This is a genomic window from Candidatus Dormiibacterota bacterium (genome assembly GCA_035532835.1).
In the GTDB taxonomy this organism is placed as follows: Bacteria; Vulcanimicrobiota; Vulcanimicrobiia; order Vulcanimicrobiales; family Vulcanimicrobiaceae; genus DAHUXY01.
Genome location: DATKQG010000011.1, coordinates 22,315 through 47,148, shown reverse-complemented (window position 1 = coordinate 47,148; position 24,834 = coordinate 22,315). Strand labels below are relative to the sequence as shown.

Genomic DNA, 24,834 nt, shown 5'->3' with positions numbered 1-24,834 from the left:
GCCGGTACGCACCCGTTCTTTAAGGGTAAGATGCGGAGGATGTACCTTCGATCGCTACGACAGGCGCAGCGCTGGGCTGCCTGGATGCAGGTCCTCCTGTTCGTGGCAGTGACCATCGTCCCGGCCCGCGCGTTCACCCTCCACGAGCGCCTCGTTCCAGAGCCGTTCGCCGAGATTGCCGTTCTGCTGTTCCATCAAGTCAGCAACCATCCGATCGAGAGCGCCCACGGAGTCGACCATGTCCAGAAGCCGTGGACGAGTCCCGCTGCCTTCGATCGCTTCCTCTCAGATCTAAAGAGCGACGGCTATCATGTGATTCCGCTCTCGCTGGCGCTCGATTTTTTCGAGGGCAAGGTCGATGCCGCGGCGCTCCCTCCGCATCCTGCGCTGCTCACTTTCGACGATGGGTTTCTCACCGCGCTGACGGTGGCCACGCCGATTCTGCGCAAGCACGGCGACGTTGCGACGATGTTCTTCGAAGGCCACGCAACCGACAATCCGGCAGTTCCAGGCCGATTAGGGCGCGCCGATCTCAAGCTTATGGCGAAATCGGGGATTTGGACGATTGAATCGCATGGATTCGCCGGACATAGCAACCTGCAAATCGATAGCAAGGGCACGCTCTCGCCGTATTGGTATGCCAACCTCGCGTGGCTGCCCGCGAAGCAGCGTTTTGAGACGAAGCCCGAGTTCGAAGCCCGCGTCCAGAGCGATTTGCTAAAGATGCGGACGATGTTCCAGCCGGTCATCGGAGCGTCGATCCGAGCCTTTGCGTTTCCGAGCGGAGAGTACGGGCAGAACGCCGCGCTTGCCCCGGGCGCCGATCCGAGCACGCGGATCGAAGCCGGGCACTCCAACGCTCTCGGGTTGAGCGCGCTGGTCATCGAAGCGCTCAAGAATGCGGGCTATCGGGCGGCCTTTGCGGTCTCGCTGCCGGGAGCGGCCCATTTCGCACAGCGCAGCGATTCAATTTGGGAGCTGCCGCGCCTGGGTGTCGGAGCGAATTTTCGTGAGAGCGAGCTTTCGGCATTGCTCGGAACGGGTGATGAGTACCCCGAGATCGCCGATGGGCGCTACGCCGACGTCGGTCCGATTTGCCCGCATAACGGCGGGCTGTTGGCGGCGGCAACCAATCGCCCAAGGATCTTTACCCTCAATCGCAACGGACGGGTACTTGGAAAGCAAGACTTCCCGGCGCTGATCGCCGATCGGCCCGGCGGCAGCGCCGCCATTTCGGGCCTAGCATGCGATGCCGCTCACATGTGGGCGGTTCAGCAGGCGGGCTTCGATCCGCATCCGCAACCCTATCTCGATGCCTTCGCCCTGGACGCCGGCGGAGCTACGCTCGTATCCCATACGCCACTCCCTAGCGCGATGAGCTGGCTGGTGGGCATAACCATGGACGCGGGCATCCTCTACGGAATAGACGACCATGGCTCGGTTTTCAACGTTACGACGAGGATGAAGCTCTTCGAACTCGATCCCTCGCTCGCGCAGATCACCCGGCAGAATCGTTTTGCCGGGCTCGCGACCCGTAAGGGACTGCTCTATTCCTTCGATCGCCGGGCAAAAACGGTTGTCGCATTCGAACCCACGGGAGCGATCGTCGATCGCATTCCCGTGAACGCCGCTCTGCACGACCTCACCTTCGACGGATCGACGCTCTATGCGAGCAATTGGCTACAGGCGCGACGCTCGCTGCACGTGTACGATCTGCTCGAAGGGAACCCTTAATGTGCCGCACCGTACTCCCTTGGCTGCTCGCCCTCATCGCTGCGACGAGCGCGTTCGCGCAGGCGGACCAGGCCGGGTACCTCTATACCTATGCGATCAACGAGAGCCGCTACGGCGACTTCGTCTACTCCGTCGACGCATACAAACCGGTCGGATCGCCGAACGCTCGCATTCGGCCGTTCGTCGACGTCTTCGGTAACGACGATTCAAAATCGGCCGGTGGATCCGTTCCGCGCATCTACTCCGACAACTACGCGGGTGGCGCGTTCGGTTTGCAGTACACCACGCCGGCCGGGCTACGCATTTTCGCGCAGGCCGGAGCGACGCATTCGATCGGGCCGATCGCATCGGTTCCTTCGGGCGGCGACGTACGCGGCGGCATCGAGCTCTATCGCGAATGGGGTGGCCCGAATAATCGTAAGCGCACGTACGGTAACTTCTACGGCAGCGGCACGTATTATAGCCGCTACCAAGATGCCGTGTTTTACAACCAACTCGAGACCGGACGCACCTCGGGCTCGGCAAAACGGCCGATCGACACCTACGTTCGCGGCGTACTCACCGCCGATAGTCATTCGTTCTACTACGACAATATCGCCGAGATCACCGCGGGAGTACGCTTCCATCCGTTTGGCCTGAAAGGCCCCTCGATAGCACTGGAAGAGGCGGCCGGCATCTACACGCGCGCGGCGCTACTGCCCATCGGCACCAATCGCAGCTACTTCGATTTCCGCCCGACGATTTCGTATGGGGTCAATATTTAATGCGATCGCCGCTCGAACTTGCTGCGGACGCCGCGAACGATGCGTTAGCACAGTTTGCGCTCGCGCACGTGCGCGTCTGGCTCGTGGAGCCTCCCGGCACCGGCGAGCCGATTCTCGCCGGGAGCGCAACGGCGCAGAGCAACATCGTATATGGCGGCCTGACCGCAAAGCAGATCGCCAGCTCGTTAGAAGTCGGCGCTTCGATGCTCCACGCAAAGCCGAGCGCGGATGCGCGCGAAGGCGCAATTCCGAACGGCGCGTATCTCGGCGTGCCGATTCTGGGCGATGGCGTGACCTACGGCTACGTCGAATGCTATAGCGACGGCGCGATCGGCTTCGCCGAAGCGGCGGCGATTGAGACGTGGGCCGCAGGCCTAGGCGCGGCCTTACTCTCCGGCAACCAAACTTCGGCGCTCGAGTCGCCCAAGCGCGGGCACGTGCTGATTGCCGACGACGACCCGGCGATTCGCAAATTACTGCAAACGCTGCTCTCGCGCAACGGCTTCACCGTCACGGCGGTATCCAACGGATTGCTCGCATTCGAAACCGCGCTGAAGATACGGCCCGACCTCATTCTGCTGGACTGGATGATGCCCATTCTCGACGGCCGCAGCGCCGCCCACAAGCTCAAGAACGACGAGCGCACGCGCCATATCCCGATCGTCATGCTCACGAGCCAAGCGCGCACCGAAGATAAGGTATCGGCGCTCGAAGCGGGCGCACAGGATTACATTACCAAGCCCTTCGATTCGCGCGAACTGGTCGCACGCATCGAGCAGCAGCTCCGTTGGCGCAAACTCCTTGCCGACGATGTCGTGTCGCCGCAGCCCACGGCGGGCACCCCCGCCGCAGCGGCTCCCGCGCAGGATCCTTACGTCGATGCAGCGCCGCCCGCCGACGGCAATTATTGGAACGCGGCCGTGCAAGCGCAGCAGCTCGGAAAGCTGCGCGAAGCGCTCACGCACTACGTCGCCGAAGCCGAACGCGCCGAAATCGCCAAGCAGTATCCCAGGGCCGCGATTGCCTTCCGCAACGCTTCGGCGGTAGCCGGCCAGCTACAAAATCTCGATCTCTCGAATAAATTTTTGCGTCTCGCGGGGAAGATGTATCTCTCCTGGGCAGAGACGTCGAACGACGGTAAGGCGATCCAAGACGCCTACGTGAATGCCGCTCGGTGCTTTCTTGCAGCCGGCAATCTGAAGCTGGCGCGCAAATCGGTTGAGATTGCCGAATCGATGCACTCGGTCATCTCCGACGATCAGCCGTCGAACCTGCGTTGATGCGCATCTGCCTGTTGACCGAAGGAACGTATCCATACGTTCGCGGCGGCGTCTCGACGTGGTGCCGCGATCTGATCGCCGGGCTCCCGGAGATGACGTTCGACGTGTACGCGCTGGTAGGAAATCCCGCGGCGCGGCTGGAGTACGAGCTTCCGAGCAACGTGCGCCGCGTGCTCAACATTCCGCTGTGGGGGCACGAGCGCCTGACCGAATACAATGCCGGCGACCTGCACAGCGCCGGGCATCGCTCGGTGCGGGCTTTGCGCCAAGAGTTCATCCCGATCTTTACGGCCTTCCTCGGCCAAGTCGTACGAGGAATGGATTACGGCGAACCCTACCAGTTAGTGGAGGCCATCGGCGCGCTCTATCGGTACTTCCGCCACAACGACTACGATTGGACCATGCGGCGCGAGGAGACGTGGACCGCCGCGCTCGAGCTCTTCCGCGCGCAGCCCTGGCACGCTCGGTTCATGAGTTCGCTCGAAGCGATCGAACTCGTTCGCTCGCTCTATCGCTACCTGCTGCCGCTCGCGATCGAACTCCCCGAATGCGACGTGATGCACACGAGCGTCGCCGGGCTCTGCTCGCTGGCCGCTATCGCGGCAAAGGCCGTGCATGGAACGCCGATGATCCTCACCGAGCACGGCGTCTATTTGCGCGAACGGGTGCTCTCGCTCGCGCGTGCCGGCTTTCCCGCCAGCGATCGTGCGATCAAGAAAAATTTGTTCTCCGCGATCGCACGCGCCGCGTATGCCGCCTCGGATATCATCGCGCCGGTCTGTTCCTACAACACCACGTGGGAAAAATACTACGGCGTCTCGGACGGGCGCGTGCGCGTGATCTATAACGGCGTCGACGAGCATCGCTTCGCCGACCGCGACATCTGGCCCGCCACGCCGACCGTCGGCGCGGTGCTGCGCATCGATCCGCTCAAGGATGTCGCAACCATGATCGCCAGCGCGACGCACGTGCGCGAACGCGTGCCCAACGTGCGGTACGAACTCTGGGGCCCCGTGCACGATCGCGACTACGATGCCTTCTGCCGAAGGCTCGTCGAGGAACTCGATCTCCAAGAAACCGTGTTCTTTATGGGATCCACGAAAGACCCGGCCGACGCCTACAGCAATGCCACCATCGTCGCGCTCTCGAGCATTTCGGAGGGTTTTCCCTACACGATTATCGAGGCGATGATGTGCGGCAAGGCCGTCGTTGCGACCGATGTCGGCGGCGTGCGCGAGGCGATCGACGATTGCGGAACCGTCGTTCCGCCCAAACGCCCCGAACGTCTCGCACAGGCGCTGATCCCCTATCTCACCGACCCGCAAGTCGCGCGCTCGGTCGGGAAACGCGCTCGCGAACGCGCGCTCGAGTTCTTCACGCAGAAGCGTTTCCTCGATAACTATCGCGCGCTCTACGCGCAGGTTGCGGCAAGCTCGCATATCCCCGAAGCGGCATCGCATGGATAACGCCGATTTCGAGCCGTTCGAGCGGCGCGCGCGCGAGATCGAGATCGCCGCGCGGAGCATCGTTTCGATCTGCCGCAGCGACGCATTCGGGCGCGGATGGCGGCCGAAAGGCATCGACGAAGTCGCGATTCTGCTGGAGTCACTCGGCTACTCGAACGACATCGTCGCCGAACTCTGGTATCCCGATCTCTTCGCCTTGGCCCGCGACGTCACCGAGCTGATCGATCAGTACGTGAGCGACGAGGAGCGCACCGAACAGCGCGACCTCTCGTGGTTCGTGGACGCCTGCCGCGACTATGCGATCGGGTCGCTCTATTCGGGGCCATGGATCATCGCGGTGATCGGGCTAGCCGTCTTCGGCGCTTCGCTGTGGTCGAGCCTCTCAACGCCGCTCCACCTCGCCACCGCAATCGCACTAGGAGTGTACGTCGCGCAATTGGTCAGCGGCTTCTACTCGCAGGCCATCGCGCGCCGGCTGACGTTTTATTTCCTACAAGATAACACCGGCCTGATGCGATGGACGTTCGAACGCTTCATCACGCTCGCCCTCGGCACGACGCTGGTGGCAGCGTTGCTGCTCTGGTTAGCGCTCCGCGCTGCGTACGGCAACCCGGATGCATGGCTGGCCGCGAGCTTCTGCGCCGGGAGCGCGCTCTTTCAGCTCTCGCTGGTTCCGCTCTACACGCTTCGGCGCTTCGCCTGGATTATCGCGATCGCAACGGTATCGACCCTCGTTACCGGCGTAACCTTCGTGCTGCTCTTCCACCGGCACGTCGACGTGCCGTGGGAACCGGCCACGCTCGCCGCGGAGATCGGCGCCATCGGCGCGCTCGTGCTTTTTGCGACCTATCGCTGGCTGGCCCGCGCCGCGGCAAGCGCGAGAAGCGACTTCGTTCCGCCCTCCTTGCGATCGATCACGGCTTCGACGCTCCCATATGCAACGTTCGGATTACTGTATTTCGCCTCGATTCTCTGCGATCGCATCTTCGCAGGCATCGCCGCCGCAGGCGGACACGGCTATGCGTATTCCGAGGTCTATGAATTGGGGGCGGACGTTGCGCTGCTGGCCGTGCTTCCCGTCACCGGCGTCGTCAACGTCATCCTAGAAGCACTGCCCAAACGCATCCTTGCCGGCGCGAGCAAGGGCATCGGCTCGACCGGAACGATGCAGGCGGGAATGTTTCGCTTCTATGGCCTAGGCGTGCTCGCTATTCTGGCTTCAACGCTCGCAGCGGTCGCATTAGGCGAGATCGTCGGAGCGCTGGTCGTTGCATCGCCCCATTTAGGCGGCGGCAATCCCGATTCGCTGCTCGTCCTCCGCTACGGTGTTGTCGGCTATGCGCTCATCATGCTGGGATTGCTCAACGCGCAGCTCCTGTTCTTCTTGAGCCGTCCGTTATGGCCGCTGCTCGGTAGCGCTATCGCGTGTGCCGCAAGTATCGCGTGGTGCAGCGTCGCGCTGATCCTCCACGCGCAACCCGGAGCCATGGTCGGCGGACTCGTCTGCGGAGCATTAGCATTCGTTATCGTCACCACGATCGCGGCAGCTTCGGCGATGCGCCGCTTCACCTACACGTACTACGCTGCATACTAGCGGGCAAGTGAACGACGCGGGCTACCCTGCCCGATTGGGGGACCGCTGTTGGATTTTACCTCCTGTAAAATCCAACGCTGCTACGTTTTTTGGGCAAAGCAAGCTTTGAAACACACCTCCTGTGTGGGCCCAAAAAATCGCAGCTCCCCCAATCGGGCAGGGTAGCCCGCGTCGTTCACTTGCCGGCCCGCGCCAGTTCGCCATCAAGGCCCGCGTGGATCCGGCCGTTCGTCGCGAGAATCGATGATGCGTCCAGCGCGGCGGTAGCTCCGCCGAGTTGCGTAACGCGGCCGCCGGCTTCGCGAACGATCAGCGTACCGGCTGCAACATCCCATGCGTGCAAATCGAACTCCCAAAAACCGTCGAAACGCCCGCAGGCGACGTAGGCGAGATCGAGTGCGGCCGAGCCGTCGCGCCGGACGGCTTGCGCCACCTGCGATATCGCCCCGAAGTGCGCGCCGTTGCGCGCGTAATCGGCGGGATGAAACCCGGTGCACACCATGGCATCGCCAACGGCGTCGATCGTGGAGACGCGGATGGGCTTGCCGTTTAACGTCGCCCCGCCTCCGCGCTCTGCCGCGAAGCATTCGTCGAGGGCGGGAGCGTAGATGGCGCCCGCCAGCAGTTCGCCCGCGCGTTCGTAGGCGATCGAAACGCAATAGATGGGGTAGCCGTGCGCGAAGTTGGTCGTACCGTCAAGCGGATCGATAATCCAGCGCTCGTCGCTACTACCCGGGCTCGCCCCGCTCTCCTCGGCCAATATGGCTGCATCCGGGTAGGCTTCCCGAATGCGGGCGATGACGATCGCTTCGCTCGCTCGATCGGCGCTCGTCACGATGTCGGCACGCCGGTCTTTCTGGCGGATATCGAGCGGCAAGCGACCGGCCTCGAGTAAGGCCGCGCCCGCTTCGCGCGCGGTCTCGATGGCGAGTCTCAACGGGTCGGGGTGCTTGCGATGTGCAATGCTCATGATATGTGGAGTATGCTTCGCCTCTTGGTCCTCGGAATCTGGGTCGGCGCGATGATCGGGTTCGCGTTTCTTTTTGCGCCGGCGGCGTTCGCCTACGTCGGCCCGACCCCCGCCTTCGCTGCGACGATCGCAGCCTGCGTCGGCTTGCTGACGCGCCTGGGGGACTGGTGCGGAATCGTTGCGGCCGGAATCACCGTCTTCGCGTATCTCGAAACGCGAAAGACCACAACGATCATCGTCGCCTGCATCGCGGTAGCCATTGCGTTTGGATTTGTCGAGACGGCCTGGATCGTTCCGCAGATGCAATCGACCCCGTTGCAGACTCCGGCTTACGACGCCCTGCACCAGCGCAGCAGCACGGTTTATTCCGTTATCGTCCTCGCCGCGCTGGTCGCGTTCGCGCTCTCCGCATGGAGGCCGCGAACGCGAGTTTAGTTCGGGATCAGCGTATAGGTCACGGTGACGACGTGGGCCGTGATCGTTTCGTTGCCGATGGCGATCCGGTAGTTCTGGATCAGATCGTACGGCGTCGAGCGGTTGGTTTCCGGAACCGTACCGACCAAGAGTCCGCCGCTCGTTGGGACAACCGCCATCGTGGTCTGACTAAAACCTATACCGGCCCCCTGCGTCGAGTTCGTACTGTCGATATCCGTCAGCATCTCATTGGTCGGCGTTCCGGTCGAATTCGTGGGATTGCTGTTCGCGCTCACCTGCAAGAGTAGATCGTGGCCGGGAGTCGTCGCGCCGGTGTAATAGACGCTCGCACGCACGACGTCGAGGAAATTGAATGCGGTATTGTTCGCGATGTTCCCAAAGTCGACGGTCGTGCCCGAGAAAGCGCACGGGTTACCGCAATTGACTACCGGCGTCGACCCGCCGGGCCCGGGGTTGCTCGGATCCACGATGATATCGAGGCCGATCTTGAACGACTCGCTGATTTCGTCGGCGCCCAGCCATGCCGCACCGGCGTTGCTTCCGTCCACCGTCGCCGGGAAGACGTAGCTATCGCTCTGCACTTCCGGATTGGCGGCGGTGAAGTTGGCGTAAATGGTGTCGCCGGGTTTGAAATTCGTGCATCCGTCGAGCGTGATCTGCCCGTTCGCTCCAGCGGTCGTCGGGTTGAACGTCTTGGTCGCGCTCGTATCAACCACGCAACCGCCGATACCGTCGGCCTGGCCGCCGGGCGCACTGAGGGTTACGCCGCCGCTCGCGATGTTGGTGATGTTCCACGTGTTTCCGCTCGGGTCGGTCGCGTTCTGATTGTTCACGTCCAGGCCCGGAATCGTGATGATCGTCGTGGAAATATTCGAGGTTTGGCTGGTGTTCTTCACCGCGTACTGATAAGTGTTCGGGCTGCCGCCGATCGTCGGGACGGTGTTCGTCGGCGTTACCACGCCGTTGACCTGATTGAACCAGATCGAAGCCGACTCGGGTGTGACCGTTAGCGAGAACGGTTGCCCGGCAGACCAGCCGCCGGCATCGGCGCCGTGAGCGTACATCTTCCACGTCTGCACACCGTTGGTATTGAAATTGGTGAACTGCATGTTCGAGATCGTCACCTTCGCCCCAGGACGCGCAGCGTTGATTTCTTGCGCGCCCGTACATGGCGGAGGCGACGGATAGGGATTCGTTAACGGCACGCCCGACGCACCGTTCGCCGTCGGCGGCCCGGCGTACGTGCCGTTGCTGGCCCCGTTGAACTGATTGGTGCAAAGCCCGAACCAGTACTGCGTCGCCGTCGCGCCATTTTTCTTGAACTGCCCGAGATAGCTCCAGCCCGCAGGTGTCACGCTTGGAGTAGAGCTCAGGGTGAGTCCGGTGCTCGGGGCTTCCAAAACGACGATATCGAGCGAATCGGGGTTGGGATCCACCGATGTCGAGGTGTTCTGCACTTGGGCTCCGAGCGTTGCCGTAGAACCCTGGCCTACCGTCGACGGCGAAAAATACGTCGTCATGTCGGAACCCACCAGCGAATACACTCCGAACGAGAGATTATCCAGCGTATTCAAGCCGTCCGGAGTCGTATTCGCCCCGGCAGCCGGCGTCATTGCGAACCATTGGTTGTTCGCGTAGGCCTGCATGGCGATATCTTGGAACGGAAAGCTCTGCAGCGTCATCGTCAGATCGAGATAGATGTAATCCGAGTTTCCGGCCTTTACGTTACCGTTGTTGAGGCAGATCCACTGGACGCTAAAATTGGCTGGGCAGGCGGCCACGAACCACGCGCCCGGAGTCGCACCGTCGAGTGCATAGATGCCCTGGTTCAAGTACAACGGCGGCAGCTCAATCGCCACCCGCGAAATAACATTCGTCCCGGTGTTTTTTATGGTAAACAGGGCGATGTCCTGATTGGAGGCGTTTTGGTTGGTGAGCGAGACGGGGACGTTGTACGGCGAATTGTTATTGTAATCGGCTTGCATAAACGGATTGAGGAAATAATGCGTACCGACGAACGGAGCGCTAAACGGCGGCCCGGGGTTTAGATTGTAGTTGCCTTGATTGAGCGAGCCGACGAGTTGAAACATCGCCGTGCCGCTCTCGGAAGCAGACGAGTTCCGGAAATACACCGGCTGCCATGCGAGAGCGCTCGTCGTATTCGACCAAGTAAGACCGTGTTGAGGAAATTCCGACGTTAGCGCCTGGCATGAGTTGCCGCACGTCGCTCCTGTCGAGCTAAAAAACGTGACGTTATTGAGATTGATATATGCGCCCGGAGCGAGGGTCGTGCTAGTGCTTGCCGGGTCGAGCTCAAGATTGCACTCGCCATTTTTTTGTTTCGTGGTTGCGCTGCACGTTACCGTCGCGTTCCACGTGTTACCACTAGAGTCGGTCGTGGTGGTCGAGCATAAGCCGCAGGGATTGGTGGCGCCGTTCACCACGGACATCATGATTCCGTTTCCGGTCGTGTTACTGACGTTAAAATCCGGTCCGGTAGTGAAAATGATCTTACTGAGATTATCGCCAAACCCGTTGTAAATTCCACCGCCGTTATTCGTAAAACGAATCCCTTCGGTGACCTGGCTATTCGGCGTGATGGCCACCGTGGAACCGAGCGTGCCGGCGTTGTTGAATTGCGTCGTCGTGGAGTAACCGAGTACCTGAAAACTCTGCGATGCCACGACGTCGTTGTTCGTCGTATCGTACAACTGGACCGTAAACGTGTGCGAGGGGTAGCTTCCGGGCTGCAGCATGTTGGTGTTGTCGAACGTAAAGACGTGGCTGCCGGCATTCCCGGCGATCGTCCCGGCAGCGGTCGAAAGCACCTGCCCTTGCGGGTCGCTGAGCGTCCACTTGTAATTCGAGCCGTTGCTCGCGCCGGAAATCGACGCACTCACGCCGGTCGCCGATTCATCGATGGGATTGTTACCGTCCCACGCAATGATAGTCGCCGGGGTCGGCGCCGGGATCGGCGCGGGGGATGGATTGATGTTTGCGCCGGTTCCATCCGCACGCGTGATCAATACCAAGCCGCTTGAGCCCGTCAGCGAAACCTGCACTTGTCCGAGTCGAACGCCCTGGGTAAGGTCGTAGACTTCGATCGAATAGATCCCCGATTTGAGCGTCGGGCCGATCGGCCACGTGACCGAAAGATTTCCTCCCGGAGCCTGGATGCCGGTCGATGCCGTCAGAGCGCATAGCTGGTTCGCGGGCGGCGTATATGGTGCGGGAAGCGGAGCCGGAGCGATAAAGACACAGTTCGGCGCTACCGACGTTTGCGTGATGCCGACGACGTAGTAGTCCGACTGCGAGACATTTTGAAGGTAAATATAGGCGTTGTTGCTGGTACCGGCATCGAATTGGTACGTCTCTTGCGAATGGAACGAGTCCTGATAGACCTTGATCGAGAACACCTGGCCTGCATTCACATAGATGATTGCCGCCCATTGCCCTTTCGTCACATCGTAGGTACCGAAAATGTACGTCCCGGCAGCACTCAGCGTCGTCGAACGCCCCGGGCCGTTCCCGCTACCGTGCGCTCCGCCGACCGCTGTGGCGCCGGCGTTTAGCTCGTTGCCGTTAGTTGAGAAAACGTAATAATCCTGATACGTGTCACCTGCAGGCATGCTCGCCGCATACCATTGCAAGGCACAACCTACGTTAAAATTATCGCCGAGCGCGCCTTGCGTAAAGCAGTTGGTGTTGGAAATATCGATGTACGCACCGTTAGCTGCCAGCGGATGCACGCGTGCGCGCGCCATCTTCGGCGTGACGGTGTTGAGCGTGCTTGCACGCGGCAGCATCGGTAGCCGCGACAGCGGAACCTTCGTGCCCGGCGGGACTACACCGATGTACTGTGAGTTCGAGGTGGAAACGCCCGGCGCGGAAGGCAGGCCGATCGGGCGGCCGATCGGAGGCATCGTCACCGTCACGGGCGGCATCGTGACGCGGACGATCGGCTCGTGCGGAGGTACCCCACGCACCTGCGCGAACGCCGTCGCGGCTAACGCGATGAAGGCGATGAGAACGAAGAGCCAGGCTCCGCGCAGATGACGCATCAGTAGTACACCGTGTAGATCGCGTTGGAACTATAGGAACCGGCCGGAACGCTAATCGGAACGCTGACCGTTAAGGAGACGCAATAGGTTTTCTTAAGCGTATTGGTATCGACCAGCGTCCACATGCTGCTGTCATCGGCGTAGACGGCAAACGGCGAAGATGTGGGATGAGGGGTCGCAAGGTAATTGTCGCGCCCGACGTCCTTTCCAGGAAAGGTCGATCCGTAAAAGTCGGTCCCCAAGCCATCCTTGAGCTGCCAATAGGTTTGGGTCGTATCGACGGTGACGTGGTACGCGCACGGAACCGTGATGCTTTGTCCGGCGGCGACGTTCACCGTCACCAGGCTCTGATCGCTGTACAGCAGGGTTGCCAAGGGGTTTGGAGAGACCTCAGCCTCCACTTTTACCGCCCTCTGGCTGCCTTGGGCGACGAGCATCGAGGTCCGTTCGAAATGCAGGCTCTCCGCATGAAACGACGTTTTGCCGGTCGCGCCGGCGAGCGCGAGCGTGCCAAAGACCCCTCCCGATGCCGCGTTCGGCGCGTGCAGATTGACGGCAAGCGGCGGAGCGACGTTGACCACGATCGTCACGCCGATCTGGTCGCGCTGCTGAACGAAGAGCGCTTGTACGGCTACGGGAAGCAATGCCAATATCGCAAAAGCGATGAGCATCCGCCGCATAACGATCGTCATTTAGGCACCACCGTATAGACGATCCAAACGTAGTACAGGCCGCTGGTTGCTGTCGGCGGCACCTTCATCTGGTAGTCGTAGTAGAAGTCGCCCGTCGCGGCCGCATCGGCGGCAATCGGGGAGGGATAGGTCGTGTACGAAATCGACGGCGTCGTGAATTGCCCGTTACCGGTAACCGCACCGGCGGTCCGATAGAACGGCAGTCCGGGCGAGAAGCCGGTGTTGCTATCCGCCGGAGAGCCGCTGGTTGAGTTGACGTAGTAGAGCGTTTGGTTGAGCGTCTGCGTCGAGCTATCTACCGTGTTAAAGAAATCCGCGGCGCCTTCGCCGTACAGATCAAATCCGGTCGAAGAGTTGGTGACGACGTTCACGTGCGCCGCATACTTATACAGATACGTGTTGCCGGCCAGCACCGAGCCGAAATCGATCGGCGTCCCGGGGCCGGTTGCGTCGGGTCCGTGCGTAGGTGCGGGTTGCGTACCGAACACCGCCTTGACCGAGCCGTAGCCGGTCGCGTAATTGCTCGTTAGCGTGACGTTGACGATCGCTTGCGCCTGCCACTTGATCGTGACCGGGCTTGAGGGAGCGGCTGCGCGGGCGGGGCCGAGCGCAGCGAGCGCTGCCAAAAGGGCGCCTCCTACTGCTATCGACCGCCGAGTAAACCTTTTCATCTGCGCTTCCTATACACTCCCTGTTCCACGCAAGCTCCATCCTGCGTGGTGTGCGGCTAATGAACTTCGAAGTTGATCTCGCCGCCGGTTTCGTTTTTTCCGCCGTAGTCGATCGTGGCGATGGCCTGATACGAGCCGGGTGGAAGGGCTTTACCCCGCACCTCGACATCGCGCTCGCCGCCGCGTTCTACCAATAAGTTGTCCGGCATCGCGGTTTGGTATACCGATGCACCGTTTTTCTGTACCGTTATTTGGCCGCGCAGATAGACGTGCGCGTTTCCGGTATTTTTGAAGAGCACCCGGAAGATCTGGCCATCTGGCGTCTTCGCGCTCGTCATCTTGACGATCGCTCCTTCAATCTTGACCGTGCCCGGAATCGTTTCGTAAATCTTTGAGGCCACGCGAACGGAGAATGCTACGTTCTGTCCGGGTTTGCGTTCCGGCCGGGTTTGGAAGAAAATGATGCCGGCGTATTCGCCCGTGAGATGTTGGTTGGACGGAATGGCCAGCGTCAATTGAACTTGCTGCGAGGTTCCGGGAGCGATATCGAATTCACGGGGGCGAATCGCGGCCCACTTCAAGAGCGAGTACGGTCGCGAACCAACCTTGCCGAATTCGTAGTTGCCGCTTTGCGAGAGGCCGAAATCCACCATGGTCGCCTGCACGTGCGTCGAGGAGAAGTTGGAGTTCTGAACGGTGACCGGTACGTTGTAGGTCGTCCCCAAGGGGATCGAGACTTCGAACTTGCCGGGTGTCACCGAGAGCCCTAGTCCGACCGAACCGGCCGGGGTTGGGATCAGTGCCGCCACCGCCAGCAGGCCAACTAGTACGGCAATGCGTCGTGTCTGCATCATGTCGGCCTCTTCGCCATGGGGCCGCAAGCGGCCCCGTGACAAAGCGGTACGTTACCCTTCAGAGACTAGTTGAGGGCCATCGTGTAGGTGACGACGCCCGAGTTTGCGCCGGTCGGCGCGTTCGGAGCGATCACGAGTTCGACGTCGGCGCCGAAGTTTGCGCCGGCGGTCGAGGCTGCGCTCGTGTACAGGGCCTGCGTCGTTCCCCAGATGGTCGTGTTACCTGCGCCGCAAGAAGTACCGCTGGCCGTCGTCGTGACGATCGACGTTACCGAAGCATTCGTCGTGCGCGTGCTTTGGGCAACCGCGCCCGTATTGCTGTACGTGCCGTTGGGCAGGAGACACAGCATGTAGCTGCCGGGACTCGTAGGTGCGGTCGTCTCTTGAACGTTGACGGCGTATCCGAGCGTATCGTTCGTCGCGACGGCGGCATTGATGCCGTTGTCGTAGAGGCAATCGACGTACTTCGCCGAGTCCGGGGTGACGTTGCCGAAGTTCACGGTCGAAGCAACTTCGCTGCCGGCGCCGGCAGCCGTGCATCCGGCGCTGGCTGCGCCGCCGTTGGTGTTCTGAAAGATCGCCGGGGCGCCGAGGCCCTGGGCGCCGGTCGCCGAGTAGTTGGTCGTCAGGGTCATCGTGGCGATCGATTGGGTGTTCCACTTGATCGTGACCGTTCCGGTCGGGTTAGCCGCATACGCGGGTGCCACTGTGGTGGCGAGCACTGCTGCAAAGGATGCGAGTGCTGCAAATTTCTTAATGTTCATCGTCCTTATTTCACCATGCGCGAGAGTGCCATCCGTGGCAAAGTTCTAAAGCGGGTTACATTAAACTTATCGGCAAGCGCGAGCCCTTGGTTAGCAGTACTCCGTGCAGAGGGCGTAAAGAAATACGCAGGCTGAATGTAAAGATGCGCCCGACCACGGGTTTGCCCAGAATCGTCGTGGTGCCGTCCTGCCACTCGATGCGATCGCCTTCCCGCACGTCCACCAGGAAGCGCGCGCGGACGCGAACGTACTGGCCGACGATCGCATTAGCAGGCTGCACCTGCAAGATCGCAATCGGCATCTTTGGATCGACGACGAGTTTCGCCGAGGCCGGCTTGGTCCCGGACCCGACCGTCGCCGCGATGGTGTACGTTCCCGCCTTCGCGGTAGCGGGCACGATGACGTCCCCCACCCACGCGCTGCGGCGATCGTCGTACACGAGGTCGCGCAATGCTCCGAAGGCCTCGAGCCGGACGCGTTCGGCGCTCTTGGGAGCGTCGACGCTGACGCTCGCGATGCCGTGTGGCGGAAGGCGCTGCTCGCTCAACTGCACCTGCGCGGGCGCCGAAGCGGTCGCGCCGCTTCCGAGGAACGAGAACACCACCTTCTTCTGCGCATGCCCAACCAAGAAACGCAGCCCGTGATAGTGCTCCTCGGATCCCAGCGCGACCGGCACGCTATCCGGCGTAGCGCCCGTTCCATCGGGAAGCGTCTCCGGATCGACGGAGACGGTGTAATCGCCCGGCGGAAGGTTGTCGATGATGAAGTCGCCGCCGTCGTCCACGATCGCCGCATGTTCGCCGGGCTCCGCTACGACGTAGGCGTTGGGCACGGGGCCGGTCATGTTCTCCGAGGCGAGTTCCGGAGCGAACATGATCGAACCGGAGATCGATCCTAGCGGCTCGGCATCGAAGTTGAGCGGCGTGTAGACGCCATCGTGCACCTGAACCACCTCCGTTTCGGAGGCTTTGCTGAACGACGCGAAGGCGGGAACCGACTGCGGCACGATGGTGACCGTGTGCTTGCCGGGGCGAAGCCGCCCGAAGCCGTACGCTCCGGCGCCGTCGGTCTGCGAGTAGGCGCCCCCGTCCACGCGGAGCAGGACGTTGGGCAGCGGAACGATCGCGCCGGTATCGTCGCGGCCGTAGACGTGCCCGCTGATGCCGCCGAAGTTCCCGACCTGGAAGATAACCTGCGCGGTTTGGCCGCCCAGGACGCTGATGGTTGCGATGGGTTGGTCGGCGGTCACCCCGCGCGGGAGCGACGAATTCTCGATCCGCAATTGGTGCTGACCCGGCGTGACGAACGAGAATTGGAAGCCGCCGGTTACATCGGTGCGTTGAATCGTCTGGTTGTCGAGCACGATCAGGATATTGCTCACGCCGCTGCTCGCGAGGCCGGCGAAGCTCGCATTCGTGCCCGCGTCCGTAAGCACTTTGCCGACGATCGTTGCCGGAAGCCGCGCGTCGCTCCGGCCGGTGACGATGCTGTTTCCGTAGCTGAACGGCGCGTTGATCTGAAAGCTGAACGTTCGCGATTTGCCGTTGGCCGCCGGGTTGAGCGGGTCGCGCAGCGTCTGATATCCGATCGAGGTTTGGACCGAGATCACCGGAGATATTTGACGCGTCACGGTAAAGAGCGGATTGGTCTGCACCGCCGCGGATTGCGCGCTGTACGTGTGCGAGAACGTCTCCGAGAGCCCGAGCGAGGTGCGTCCCCACGTCCGCGTCGCGTTGAAACCTTCGGACGCAATAGTCGTGCGCCCGTAGAGTTGCGAGATCTGCCGATAGGCCTGATACGAAGCGCCGAACGTGATCGAGCCGAGCGGCTCCTCGAGCGACGCATTGAAGCCCGAGCTGCCGACGTCCCCGCCGAAAGATTGGGTCGTGCGCGAAGCCTGCGATCCGAGCAGCAAAAATCCATGGCCGAGGTTCGCCGAAAACTGCCCGATCGCGGTCCCGATCCACTGCGAGGTAAGCCCGGAGCCCCCCGTATTCTGCGATTGCAGGCTGACCGTATATTGGCCGAAGCGCGCCGGGCCGCCGTAGGTCATCGATTCCTGGCGGTTCGTCGATGCTCCGCCGAGCGTATTCCCGATCCGCTCGCGGCTGATGTCGAACGAAAAATTCTGCAGCGTCGCGTTTTTGTGATATCCGAAATCTTCGTAATCGTCCCCGTAGATCTCCCCATTACCGAACGCAACGAAGTTGTTGGACACGTGGCGCAGGATCGCGGTCACGTACGTGTTCGTGCCGCCGTCATCCAAACGCAGTTGATAGGTGAGGCCGGAGGCATTCGCGTCGCCCCCCTGCCGGTGTTGCGCCGCGGCCTCGCCGGTGAGGGTCAACGGCCCTCGAGACGCCGCCCCGCCCAAAATCGCGGTCACCGATTTTCCGGTTTCCAGCCCGTTCGCGAAGGCCAAGCCGGCTTCGTAGAGCGCGCCGTTCCCGAGGTGGCGGATGCGAACGCCGTAGAGCGGCACCGTCTCCGAGAGCGCCCCGATCGCCGGGCCTTCATAAAAGGTGGCGTCGCCGGCCGGCAGGGGCACGATCATGAACGGGCCCCGCTGCGTTCCGCCCGCCGGGATCTGCCCGAAGAGCGTCAGCACCTGCGAGCCGTATCCAATCGCGTACTTCGGGGTCGAAAAAATCGCCTGTACCAAGCCGAGCTGCGTCCCCTGGCTGCCGAACCCGAGCGGCAGCTTGATGTCGGTCATCGTGCTTCCGGTGCGCCGAGTCAGCTCGGCAAGCATCCCCACCGACTCTTGGGCGAGCGACTGATTCGTCGTGAACGTGGAGCCGATGAACTCCGACGGGCTGGCGCTCGGGGATGGGCTGGCCACGCCGAAGGGACTGTATTGCGTCGAGCTGATGGAACGCGAGCCGAACGAAAGGCTGCCCGAAAGGCCGAACTCGAGGGGTCCGCCCCGCGTAGCCCGGTAGGCCTTCGGCGTGGGGGTCGCATTCGGGAGCACGATGCCTCCGGGCGCGGGCGACGGCGAAGGCGATGGGCTCGGCGATGGGCTGGCGACCGGAACGATCGCCACAGTCGAGGCAAACGAGCGAACAAGGCGATCGACGGGTGCCATGATGGCGGCATAGGCGGGGGTACGAAAAGCGGCCGCATAGAGTAACCCTATCAGCATCGTTCCCGCACCAAGACACTGGAGCAGACGGCCGACCAAGCGGCGCCTACGCCGGACCACGCAACTTCCCATCTTCTATAAGTGGGTTTCGACGCTCCGGCCGAGCGTCTTAACGGGAGCCTTACGGGGTTATCGCAAACTTTTCCAGCCGTAGCGCCGATAGTAGGACTACAAGGGACTGTTTCAAGGAGGAAACCGCCTTTTCCATGGATGTGCTGGGGAGCTCGGGATTGATTCTACGGAATCTCTCTCTGGTTCAAAATAATTTAGGTACGGACGCTCACACGCTAGCAACAGGCTTGCGTGTGAATTCTGCTGCCGATGACCCCAGCGGTTACGCGATCGCGCAAACGATCCAATCCAAGATCAACGGGCTGCAGCAGTCGGTGCAGAGCGTCCAGACGGCAAACAACTTGCTCGACGTCGTGGACGGCGCACTCAGCAACGTCGAAATGATCCTCCAGCGCATCCGATCGCTCATCGTTGAGTCGCGCAGCGATATCAACTCGCTGAACGATGTCCAAAACATCCAAACGGAAATCGATCAGCTGCTGCTCGAAATCAACAAGATTTCGCAGAACACCACGTTCAACGGCCTCTCACTGCTTAGCGGCAAATACGATACGGGCCAGGGAATTTCCAGCGTTCCGTACGGCGCGACGCAAGTGGACAATCTCATCCTCGCGCCGGGCGGTTATGCCGGCACGTCCACGGTCGTCGATTCGCAACTCCCCGGATACGGTTCGGGCCCCGGCCCGCTCGTTGTCCCGGGCGATGGGACCCCGGGGTCGCCGGGCGTTCCACCGGTCGGTTCGTTTACACCGGCTCTGATGATTTTTCAAGTTCTTAGCTACAGCGCCAACCAGATCGATCCGAACACCGGCATCAACGTTGGGCCCGGCGTGCTCGTGCAATTCACCGCGTACAGTAAATCGCCGTCGATGGGTGCCGCGCCGACCTTTATCGATCAAGAAGCCGTCCCGATCAATTCGGGCCCGATTACATCATCGTACGCCACGCCGGGCTCCTATACGAGCGGCGGCGGAGCTCCGGGCGCAAGCCTCTTCAACTTCACGATCGCGAATCTCACCCAAGCGGATGTGGGCGCGACGATCGCGTTCATCAGTACGGACGGTACGCCCACCAATCCGAGTGGCCAAGCGCTCAGCGTCAACGACGGCGGCCAAGAAGGTACGATCGTCCCGATCGACATTCCGTCGGTCAGCACGAACGCGCTCAACATCAGCGACATCTCCGTACTGCCGACCGCCGATGTGAACCTTTACAACCAAATCATCGGGCAGAATTCCAGCAACGTCGTCCCGGCCGGCGATGCGGAAATTCGCGTCGATGCCGCGCTGCAACAAGTCAACGCGGTGCGCGCGGTGGTCGGAGCGCAGGCGGTTTCGCTGCAAGAAGACGGCGCCAACGATTCGGTTGCCGCCCTCAACCTGACGACGACGGTCAGCAACATTCGCGACGCGAATATCGGCGCGACGGTCACCGATTTCACCAAGCAGCAAATCCTCACGCAGGTCGGTAGCAAGCTGCTCGCGCAGATCGAAGTCTCGGCCTCGGGGCTCACCAACCTCCTCATCGGATCCTTCGGCGGCGGCGGGGCAAGCCTCAAGGGTTGACGCGGGCGCCTATACTAAGAAGTAGATACCTCGCTAGGTGAGGCGTCCACGCGATACATAGGCCGCTGCCCGGAAACGTCGAGAGACGCCAAGTGGGTAGACCAGACTGCGCCGACTTAAGGCGGTGTCTAACGCGGCTGAGGACCTCTCCCCAATGGGAATTCTCTACGATGCGTGGTGCCAAAGCTGTGTGCGATTGAGGTAGGGTCGTAGCGGCTGCATCTTTCCTCATTCACACCGGGCGCCAGGCGGGGCGTGCCGGTATTTTTATGCGTCGAAGTGGAGAGGAGGTGCCCGGCCATGTCGTTTCAAGAGGGATTCATCTCCGAACTCGTGGGGCGAAAGGCGACGATCGACGATCTGCCGATCGGCCGGGTCGCCGATTTTCTCGTCAGCCAGCCCGACGCAGTTTTTCCGCATATCGACGGCTTAGTCATCAAGACATCCCAGGGCCCCCGCTACGCGCCGATGGAGAGCGTCATCGATGTCGACGCCGACGGCTGCGTTGCCCTGCGTTTAGCGCCCAAAGAGCCGGCCCCACCCGACGTCGACTCGCTCTATCTGGTAGCCGACCTCCTGGACAAGCAGATCGTCGACGTCGATGGCCGTAAGGTCGTGCGCATCAACGATATCGAGGTGGCGAACGCCGGCGGCGCGCTCCGCGTGGTTGCCGCCGACGTCGGCGTCGCCGGGCTGCTCCGGCGCTTGGGGCTCAAGGCTTTCGGCAAGCGCTTCACGCCGGGAATCTACCGTTCGGTCCCGCGTTCGATGATCGCGTGGGATTCTGTCGCGCCCATTCGCGACGCCAACCCCTCGCAAGTCAATCTTTCGGTGAAAGAGAGCAAGCTCGCACGGCTGCACCCCTCCGAACTCGCCGAGATCATCAGCGATCTCTCCAAGCGCGAAGCCGCCGCCGTCGTAAGCCAGCTCGATGACGAGACCGCCGCCGACGCCTTCGAACATCTCGACGCCGAAACGCAGCGCTCCCTGATCGAAGACATCGGCACCGAACGCGCCGCCGACATCATCGAGGAGATGGATTCCGACGATGCGGCCGATTTGCTCGCCGAACTCCCGAAGGAGCAGCAGAGCCTCTTGCTCGCGGAGATGAGCGACTACACCGCGGACGAACTGCGCGAACTCGTCAAATACGCCGAAGACTCCGCCGGCGGTTTGATGACGACCGATTACGTGTGGATCTACCCGCATCGCACGACCGAAGCGACGATCCGCAAGATCCGCGAAATCGCGCCGAAATCGGAATTCATCTACTATCTCTACGTCGTGGATAAAGACGACACGCTACTGGGCGTGCTGAGCTTGCGCGCGCTCCTGCTCGCGCTACCTACGGCATTCATCGAGCGCATCATGAATACCGACCTCATCTCCGTGCACCCCAATATGCACGCCGACGACGTTGCCGCCACCATCGCCAAATACGATCTTCTCGCGGTCCCGGTCACCGATCCCAACGGGAAAATGCTCGGAATCGTCACCGTCGACGATGCCATCGATCAACTGATGCCCGACGACGCCATCAAGCGTCTACCACGCATCACACGCCATCGCGCGGCGCATAACCACGAGCACAACGGCTCTCAGCAATGAAGCAACCGACGAACACCTCCGCGCTTGGAATGCGGTGGCGCGCGAACCTGCGCACCGTGCTGATGTTTTTTTCCATCGTCGGCCCCGGCATCATCACCGCCAACGCCGACAACGACGTCGGCGGCATCACCACCTACGGCCTAGCCGGCGCTCAATTCGGCTACTCCTTGCTGTGGCTGCTGATCCCCGTCACGCTCGCGCTGATCGTCACCCAGGAAATGTGCGCCCGCATGGGCGCAGTCACCGGCAAGGGCCTCGCCGATCTCATCCGCGAGAACTTCGGCGTCAAGGTCACCTTCTGGGTGCTGCTGCTGTTCGTCTTCGGCGATCTCGGAAATACCGCCGCGGAGTTCGCCGGTATCGCTACGGCCTCGCCGATCTTTCAAACGTACGTCCCGCTACTCTCGAAGTTTCTCTTGGTGCCGTTGGCCGCCGCATTAGTCTTTTTCACCATCACGCGTGGGAACTATAAAGTCGTCGAGCGCGTCTTCTTTGCCTTTTGTATCGTCTACCTCGCGTACGTCGTCAGCGGATTTCTCGTCCATCCCAACTGGCCCGACGTCTTACATCAGACGATCGTCCCGCACTTCACGCCATCGAGCGCCTACCTCCTCATGGCCATCGGCGTCATCGGCACCACCATCTCGCCGTGGATGCAATTCTACATCCAATCAGCCATCGTCGATAAAGGCGTGACGAAGTCCGATTATAAGTACTCCCGAGTCGATGTCGTCGTGGGCTCGGTGATTACCGACATCATCGCTTTCTTCATCATCGTCTCGAGCGCAGCAACGATCTACGTCCACAATCTCCACGCGGTACATCCTCTGGCTATCAACGACGCCGGCGATATCGCCGCAGCCCTCGCGCCGCTCGCGGGCAAGTTCGCCTCGCTCCTCTTCGCAATCGGCCTGCTGAACGCGGCGATTTTCACCGCATCGATTCTGCCGCTCTCGACGGCCTATTACGTCTGCGAAGCCTTCGGTTTCGAACGCGGCGTCGACCACAGCTTCAAACAAGCCCCGATCTTCTACAGCTTCTATCTCGCGCTCATCGTGATCGGAGCGGGAACGGTCCTCATCCCCGGCTCGCCGCTGCTCGCAATCATCTTTTACTCACAGGTCCTCAACGGGGCGTTGCTGCCAATCGTTCTCGTGCTTATGTTACTGCTGATCAATAACAAACGTTTGATGGGCACCTGGACGAACGGCATCTTCTTCAACATCGTCGCCTGGGCGACGGTTATTATCGTCGGATTACTCACGATCGTCTCGACAGTACAAACGATTTTCCCCGCGCTCGGCGGAAGCTAACCGCACGGAGCGGGAGTCGAATCACTCCCCGCGCGAGGACGCTTTCTTTAATTCGCGGCGTGCCGCTTCGGCGTTCGCGAAGCACCAGCGGTTGCGGCCTTCGTGCTTGGCGCGGTAAAGAGCGCGATCGGCTTCTTCCATCAGATCGGGGATCGTCGCGGCGTCTGAGGGATAGAGCGCGATGCCGATCGAGGCGTGTGCGAGGTGCGCGTGGCCGTCGATGACGACCGGATCCTGTAACGCCAAGTGAATCTTGCGCGCGAGATCCGCTGCATCGCTGGGGCCATCGACGATGGGCTGCAGAATCACGAATTCGTCGCCGCCGAATCGCGCGACCGTATCGCTCTCGCGTAGCGTCCTTTGTAAGCGCTCGGCGACGACCGTCAAGGCCGCATCGCCGATCGCGTGTCCGAATCCGTCGTTGATCGCTTTGAATTGATCGACGTCGAGGTACATCACGGCAAATCCGCGGCCGTAGCGCTTGGCAGTCGCCATCGTGTTGACGATGCGATCGTTGAAGAGGACCCGATTGGGAAGGCCCGTCAATGCATCGGTGAAGGCCATCTGTTCGATGCGTTCGTTCTGCCCGGCGCGTTCGAGCGCCGCCGCGACGAACAATGCCATCAGTTGAATGAACTCGCGTTCGCGCCGATCGATACCCTCGTGGCGGGCAAGCCGCCCTGCAAAGACCAGGGCACCGAAGACGCCGTCGCCGAGATTGAGTTGCACGGCTAGGTAGGAACGCCAGGGAGCCGTCGTGCGCGCGGGGTCGTTCCGCCACTCCTCGCTCTCCATATCCGGGATCCACAGGAGTTCGGCACCGCCGGCAAGGTGGCGCGAAAGCGACGTGCCGAGCGGATAGCGCGTGCCTTGCGAAATCGCGCGTCCGCCGCACGCGTTACGAATGAAGACCCGATCGCCTTCGAATTGCGTAACGTAGGCGTCGTCGAAGCCGAAGAGTTCCAGCCCAAGGCGAAGGGCCGCGTCGATCTGCTCGTCGGTCGACGCGTCGCGTGACGCGGCGACGAGATAGAGGCGCCGAATCCGCTCGTTTTGCGTCGCGATCGCCCGTTCGGCTATGCGCTGCGGGGTGACGTTTTTGAAGATCGCGTAGGCGCCCAGTATCGCGGCGCGCGCGTGGAGCGGGACGAGCTTGAGTTGCACGTCCAGGCGGTTGCCCAGCCGGTCGAGTAAGAGGGAGTCGGATTCGACGGCTTCGCCGCGCATCGCCGAACGGAGCGCTTCGTCGGCGGCGGGGCGCATCTCCGGAGCGATTAAATCGATCCAGGGCTTGCCGACGATTTGCTCGCCGAAGAAACCCGTCTCGCTCTCGAGCGAAACGTTGATGCGCGAGATTTGGCCGGTCGCCTTGAGTTCCATGATGCCGTCGGGGTGATATTCGAAGAGCGATCGAAATCGCTCTTGATTGATGCCCAGCGACTCCTCGGCGGAACGTAACGCGATAATGTCGCGCGCCTGCGCGAAGACCCCGACGACCTGGCCGTCGAGACGCGCCGGAAAAACGTCGCACTCCACGGGGACGATCGAGCCGTCCTTGTGGCGCGCGCTGGTTTCGAAATGATCGCTTCCGCCGGCTAGGGCGGTCTCGAACGCCAGGCGCACGCGGTCGATATCGCCTCGCGCGACGTGGGTGCGATACTCGGACCCAGCGAACTCCGAGAGAGGGTACCCGGTTAAGATCGCGGCGGCTTCGTTGGCGTCAATAACGTGGCCGCTACGATCGTACAGGACGACCGCATCGGGGGTATCGGCGTACAGCGAGGCTGCGATCTCGCGAAGTTTTGTTTCATCCATCGTTCAAAGAGCCGAAGCTCTCTTCGCCGAA

Annotated in this window: 17 protein-coding genes and 1 riboswitch; of the genes, 9 read left to right on the top strand and 8 right to left on the bottom strand. The window is 61.6% G+C overall.

All coding sequences use genetic code 11. From position 1 onward, the window contains the following. The first annotated feature begins 39 nt into the window (after positions 1-39). Genes VMW12_01535 through VMW12_01515 form a run of 5 tightly spaced genes read left to right on the top strand, consistent with a single transcriptional unit; the run spans position 40 to position 6,838 of the window. Entirely contained in the window at positions 40-1,734 is a 1,695-nt protein-coding gene (locus tag VMW12_01535; GenBank protein HUZ48402.1) for a polysaccharide deacetylase family protein, read from the top strand. Then, the gene (locus tag VMW12_01530) at positions 1,734-2,498 is read left to right on the top strand and encodes a hypothetical protein (protein ID HUZ48401.1); all 765 of its coding nucleotides are present in this window, start codon (positions 1,734-1,736) and stop codon (positions 2,496-2,498) included. Before VMW12_01535 ends, VMW12_01530 begins: the two co-directional genes overlap by 1 nt. Next, complete coding sequence (locus VMW12_01525; protein ID HUZ48400.1) at positions 2,498-3,778, top strand: response regulator; 1,281 nt, start codon at positions 2,498-2,500, stop codon at positions 3,776-3,778. The genes VMW12_01530 and VMW12_01525 overlap by 1 nt, the downstream gene beginning before the upstream one ends. Next, complete coding sequence (pelF, locus tag VMW12_01520) at positions 3,778-5,244, top strand: GT4 family glycosyltransferase PelF (protein ID HUZ48399.1); 1,467 nt, start codon at positions 3,778-3,780, stop codon at positions 5,242-5,244. Before VMW12_01525 ends, pelF begins: the two co-directional genes overlap by 1 nt. Next, the gene (locus tag VMW12_01515; protein HUZ48398.1) at positions 5,237-6,838 is read left to right on the top strand and encodes a hypothetical protein; all 1,602 of its coding nucleotides are present in this window, start codon (positions 5,237-5,239) and stop codon (positions 6,836-6,838) included. The genes pelF and VMW12_01515 overlap by 8 nt, the downstream gene beginning before the upstream one ends. 175 nt (positions 6,839-7,013) lie before the next feature. Here the strand turns inward: VMW12_01515 and VMW12_01510 are convergent, their stop codons facing one another. After that, positions 7,014-7,808 carry an inositol monophosphatase family protein gene (locus VMW12_01510; GenBank protein ID HUZ48397.1) on the bottom strand — a complete coding sequence of 265 codons (795 nt, stop codon included), beginning with the start codon at positions 7,806-7,808 and terminating at the stop codon, positions 7,014-7,016. Positions 7,809-7,820: 12 nt separating this feature from the next. Here VMW12_01510 and VMW12_01505 point away from each other — a divergent pair, with 12 nt between their 5' ends. Continuing rightward, the gene (locus VMW12_01505; GenBank protein HUZ48396.1) at positions 7,821-8,243 is read left to right on the top strand and encodes a hypothetical protein; all 423 of its coding nucleotides are present in this window, start codon (positions 7,821-7,823) and stop codon (positions 8,241-8,243) included. Here VMW12_01505 and VMW12_01500 read toward each other — a convergent pair. From VMW12_01500 to VMW12_01475, 6 genes are all read right to left on the bottom strand, one after another. Continuing rightward, positions 8,240-12,304: a hypothetical protein gene (locus VMW12_01500; protein ID HUZ48395.1), complete on the bottom strand. Its 4,065-nt coding sequence runs from the start codon at positions 12,302-12,304 to the stop codon at positions 8,240-8,242. The two genes, VMW12_01505 and VMW12_01500, sit on opposite strands and share 4 nt — an antisense overlap. Then, the gene (locus tag VMW12_01495; protein ID HUZ48394.1) at positions 12,304-12,996 is read right to left on the bottom strand and encodes a hypothetical protein; all 693 of its coding nucleotides are present in this window, start codon (positions 12,994-12,996) and stop codon (positions 12,304-12,306) included. Before VMW12_01495 ends, VMW12_01500 begins: the two co-directional genes overlap by 1 nt. Continuing rightward, complete coding sequence (locus VMW12_01490) at positions 12,993-13,622, bottom strand: hypothetical protein (protein ID HUZ48393.1); 630 nt, start codon at positions 13,620-13,622, stop codon at positions 12,993-12,995. The genes VMW12_01495 and VMW12_01490 overlap by 4 nt, the downstream gene beginning before the upstream one ends. Positions 13,623-13,723: 101 nt before the next feature. Beyond that, positions 13,724-14,521, bottom strand: a complete 798-nt coding sequence (locus tag VMW12_01485; GenBank protein ID HUZ48392.1) for a hypothetical protein — start codon at positions 14,519-14,521, stop codon at positions 13,724-13,726. Positions 14,522-14,586: 65 nt separating this feature from the next. Beyond that, positions 14,587-15,285: a hypothetical protein gene (locus tag VMW12_01480; GenBank protein ID HUZ48391.1), complete on the bottom strand. Its 699-nt coding sequence runs from the start codon at positions 15,283-15,285 to the stop codon at positions 14,587-14,589. A 55-nt stretch (positions 15,286-15,340) separates the two neighbouring features. Next, positions 15,341-18,430 (bottom strand): carboxypeptidase-like regulatory domain-containing protein, encoded by a 3,090-nt coding sequence (locus VMW12_01475; protein ID HUZ48390.1) that lies wholly within the window; start codon positions 18,428-18,430, stop codon positions 15,341-15,343. Between the two features lie 206 nt (positions 18,431-18,636). Between VMW12_01475 and VMW12_01470 the strand changes: the two genes are divergently transcribed. From VMW12_01470 to VMW12_01460, 3 genes are all read left to right on the top strand, one after another. Further along, a complete protein-coding gene (locus tag VMW12_01470) occupies positions 18,637-20,067 on the top strand; it encodes a flagellin (GenBank protein HUZ48389.1) in 1,431 nt (476 codons plus the stop codon). A 22-nt stretch (positions 20,068-20,089) separates the two neighbouring features. Further along, positions 20,090-20,275: riboswitch (M-box (ykoK) riboswitch) on the top strand. Positions 20,276-20,367: 92 nt separating this feature from the next. Continuing rightward, positions 20,368-21,675 carry a CBS domain-containing protein gene (locus VMW12_01465; GenBank protein HUZ48388.1) on the top strand — a complete coding sequence of 436 codons (1,308 nt, stop codon included), beginning with the start codon at positions 20,368-20,370 and terminating at the stop codon, positions 21,673-21,675. Continuing rightward, a complete protein-coding gene (locus tag VMW12_01460) occupies positions 21,672-22,988 on the top strand; it encodes an Nramp family divalent metal transporter (GenBank protein HUZ48387.1) in 1,317 nt (438 codons plus the stop codon). The genes VMW12_01465 and VMW12_01460 overlap by 4 nt, the downstream gene beginning before the upstream one ends. A gap of 21 nt (positions 22,989-23,009) precedes the next feature. Here the strand turns inward: VMW12_01460 and VMW12_01455 are convergent, their stop codons facing one another. Then, positions 23,010-24,803, bottom strand: a complete 1,794-nt coding sequence (locus VMW12_01455) for a diguanylate cyclase (GenBank protein ID HUZ48386.1) — start codon at positions 24,801-24,803, stop codon at positions 23,010-23,012. Positions 24,804-24,834 lie beyond the last annotated feature (31 nt).

What these genes read in the sequence shown, in the direction of transcription:
- VMW12_01535 (HUZ48402.1), top strand. Translation starts at nt 40, where the DNA reads ATGTACCTTCGATCGCTACGACAGGCGCAGCGCTGGGCTGCCTGGATG.
- VMW12_01530 (HUZ48401.1), top strand. Translation starts at nt 1,734, where the DNA reads ATGTGCCGCACCGTACTCCCTTGGCTGCTCGCCCTCATCGCTGCGACG.
- VMW12_01525 (HUZ48400.1), top strand. Translation starts at nt 2,498, where the DNA reads ATGCGATCGCCGCTCGAACTTGCTGCGGACGCCGCGAACGATGCGTTA.
- pelF (HUZ48399.1), top strand. Translation starts at nt 3,778, where the DNA reads ATGCGCATCTGCCTGTTGACCGAAGGAACGTATCCATACGTTCGCGGC.
- VMW12_01515 (HUZ48398.1), top strand. Translation starts at nt 5,237, where the DNA reads ATGGATAACGCCGATTTCGAGCCGTTCGAGCGGCGCGCGCGCGAGATC.
- VMW12_01510 (HUZ48397.1), bottom strand. Translation starts at nt 7,808, where the DNA reads ATGAGCATTGCACATCGCAAGCACCCCGACCCGTTGAGACTCGCCATC.
- VMW12_01505 (HUZ48396.1), top strand. Translation starts at nt 7,821, where the DNA reads ATGCTTCGCCTCTTGGTCCTCGGAATCTGGGTCGGCGCGATGATCGGG.
- VMW12_01500 (HUZ48395.1), bottom strand. Translation starts at nt 12,304, where the DNA reads ATGCGTCATCTGCGCGGAGCCTGGCTCTTCGTTCTCATCGCCTTCATC.
- VMW12_01495 (HUZ48394.1), bottom strand. Translation starts at nt 12,996, where the DNA reads ATGACGATCGTTATGCGGCGGATGCTCATCGCTTTTGCGATATTGGCA.
- VMW12_01485 (HUZ48392.1), bottom strand. Translation starts at nt 14,521, where the DNA reads ATGATGCAGACACGACGCATTGCCGTACTAGTTGGCCTGCTGGCGGTG.
- VMW12_01480 (HUZ48391.1), bottom strand. Translation starts at nt 15,285, where the DNA reads ATGAACATTAAGAAATTTGCAGCACTCGCATCCTTTGCAGCAGTGCTC.
- VMW12_01475 (HUZ48390.1), bottom strand. Translation starts at nt 18,430, where the DNA reads ATGCTGATAGGGTTACTCTATGCGGCCGCTTTTCGTACCCCCGCCTAT.
- VMW12_01470 (HUZ48389.1), top strand. Translation starts at nt 18,637, where the DNA reads ATGGATGTGCTGGGGAGCTCGGGATTGATTCTACGGAATCTCTCTCTG.
- VMW12_01465 (HUZ48388.1), top strand. Translation starts at nt 20,368, where the DNA reads ATGTCGTTTCAAGAGGGATTCATCTCCGAACTCGTGGGGCGAAAGGCG.
- VMW12_01460 (HUZ48387.1), top strand. Translation starts at nt 21,672, where the DNA reads ATGAAGCAACCGACGAACACCTCCGCGCTTGGAATGCGGTGGCGCGCG.
- VMW12_01455 (HUZ48386.1), bottom strand. Translation starts at nt 24,803, where the DNA reads ATGGATGAAACAAAACTTCGCGAGATCGCAGCCTCGCTGTACGCCGAT.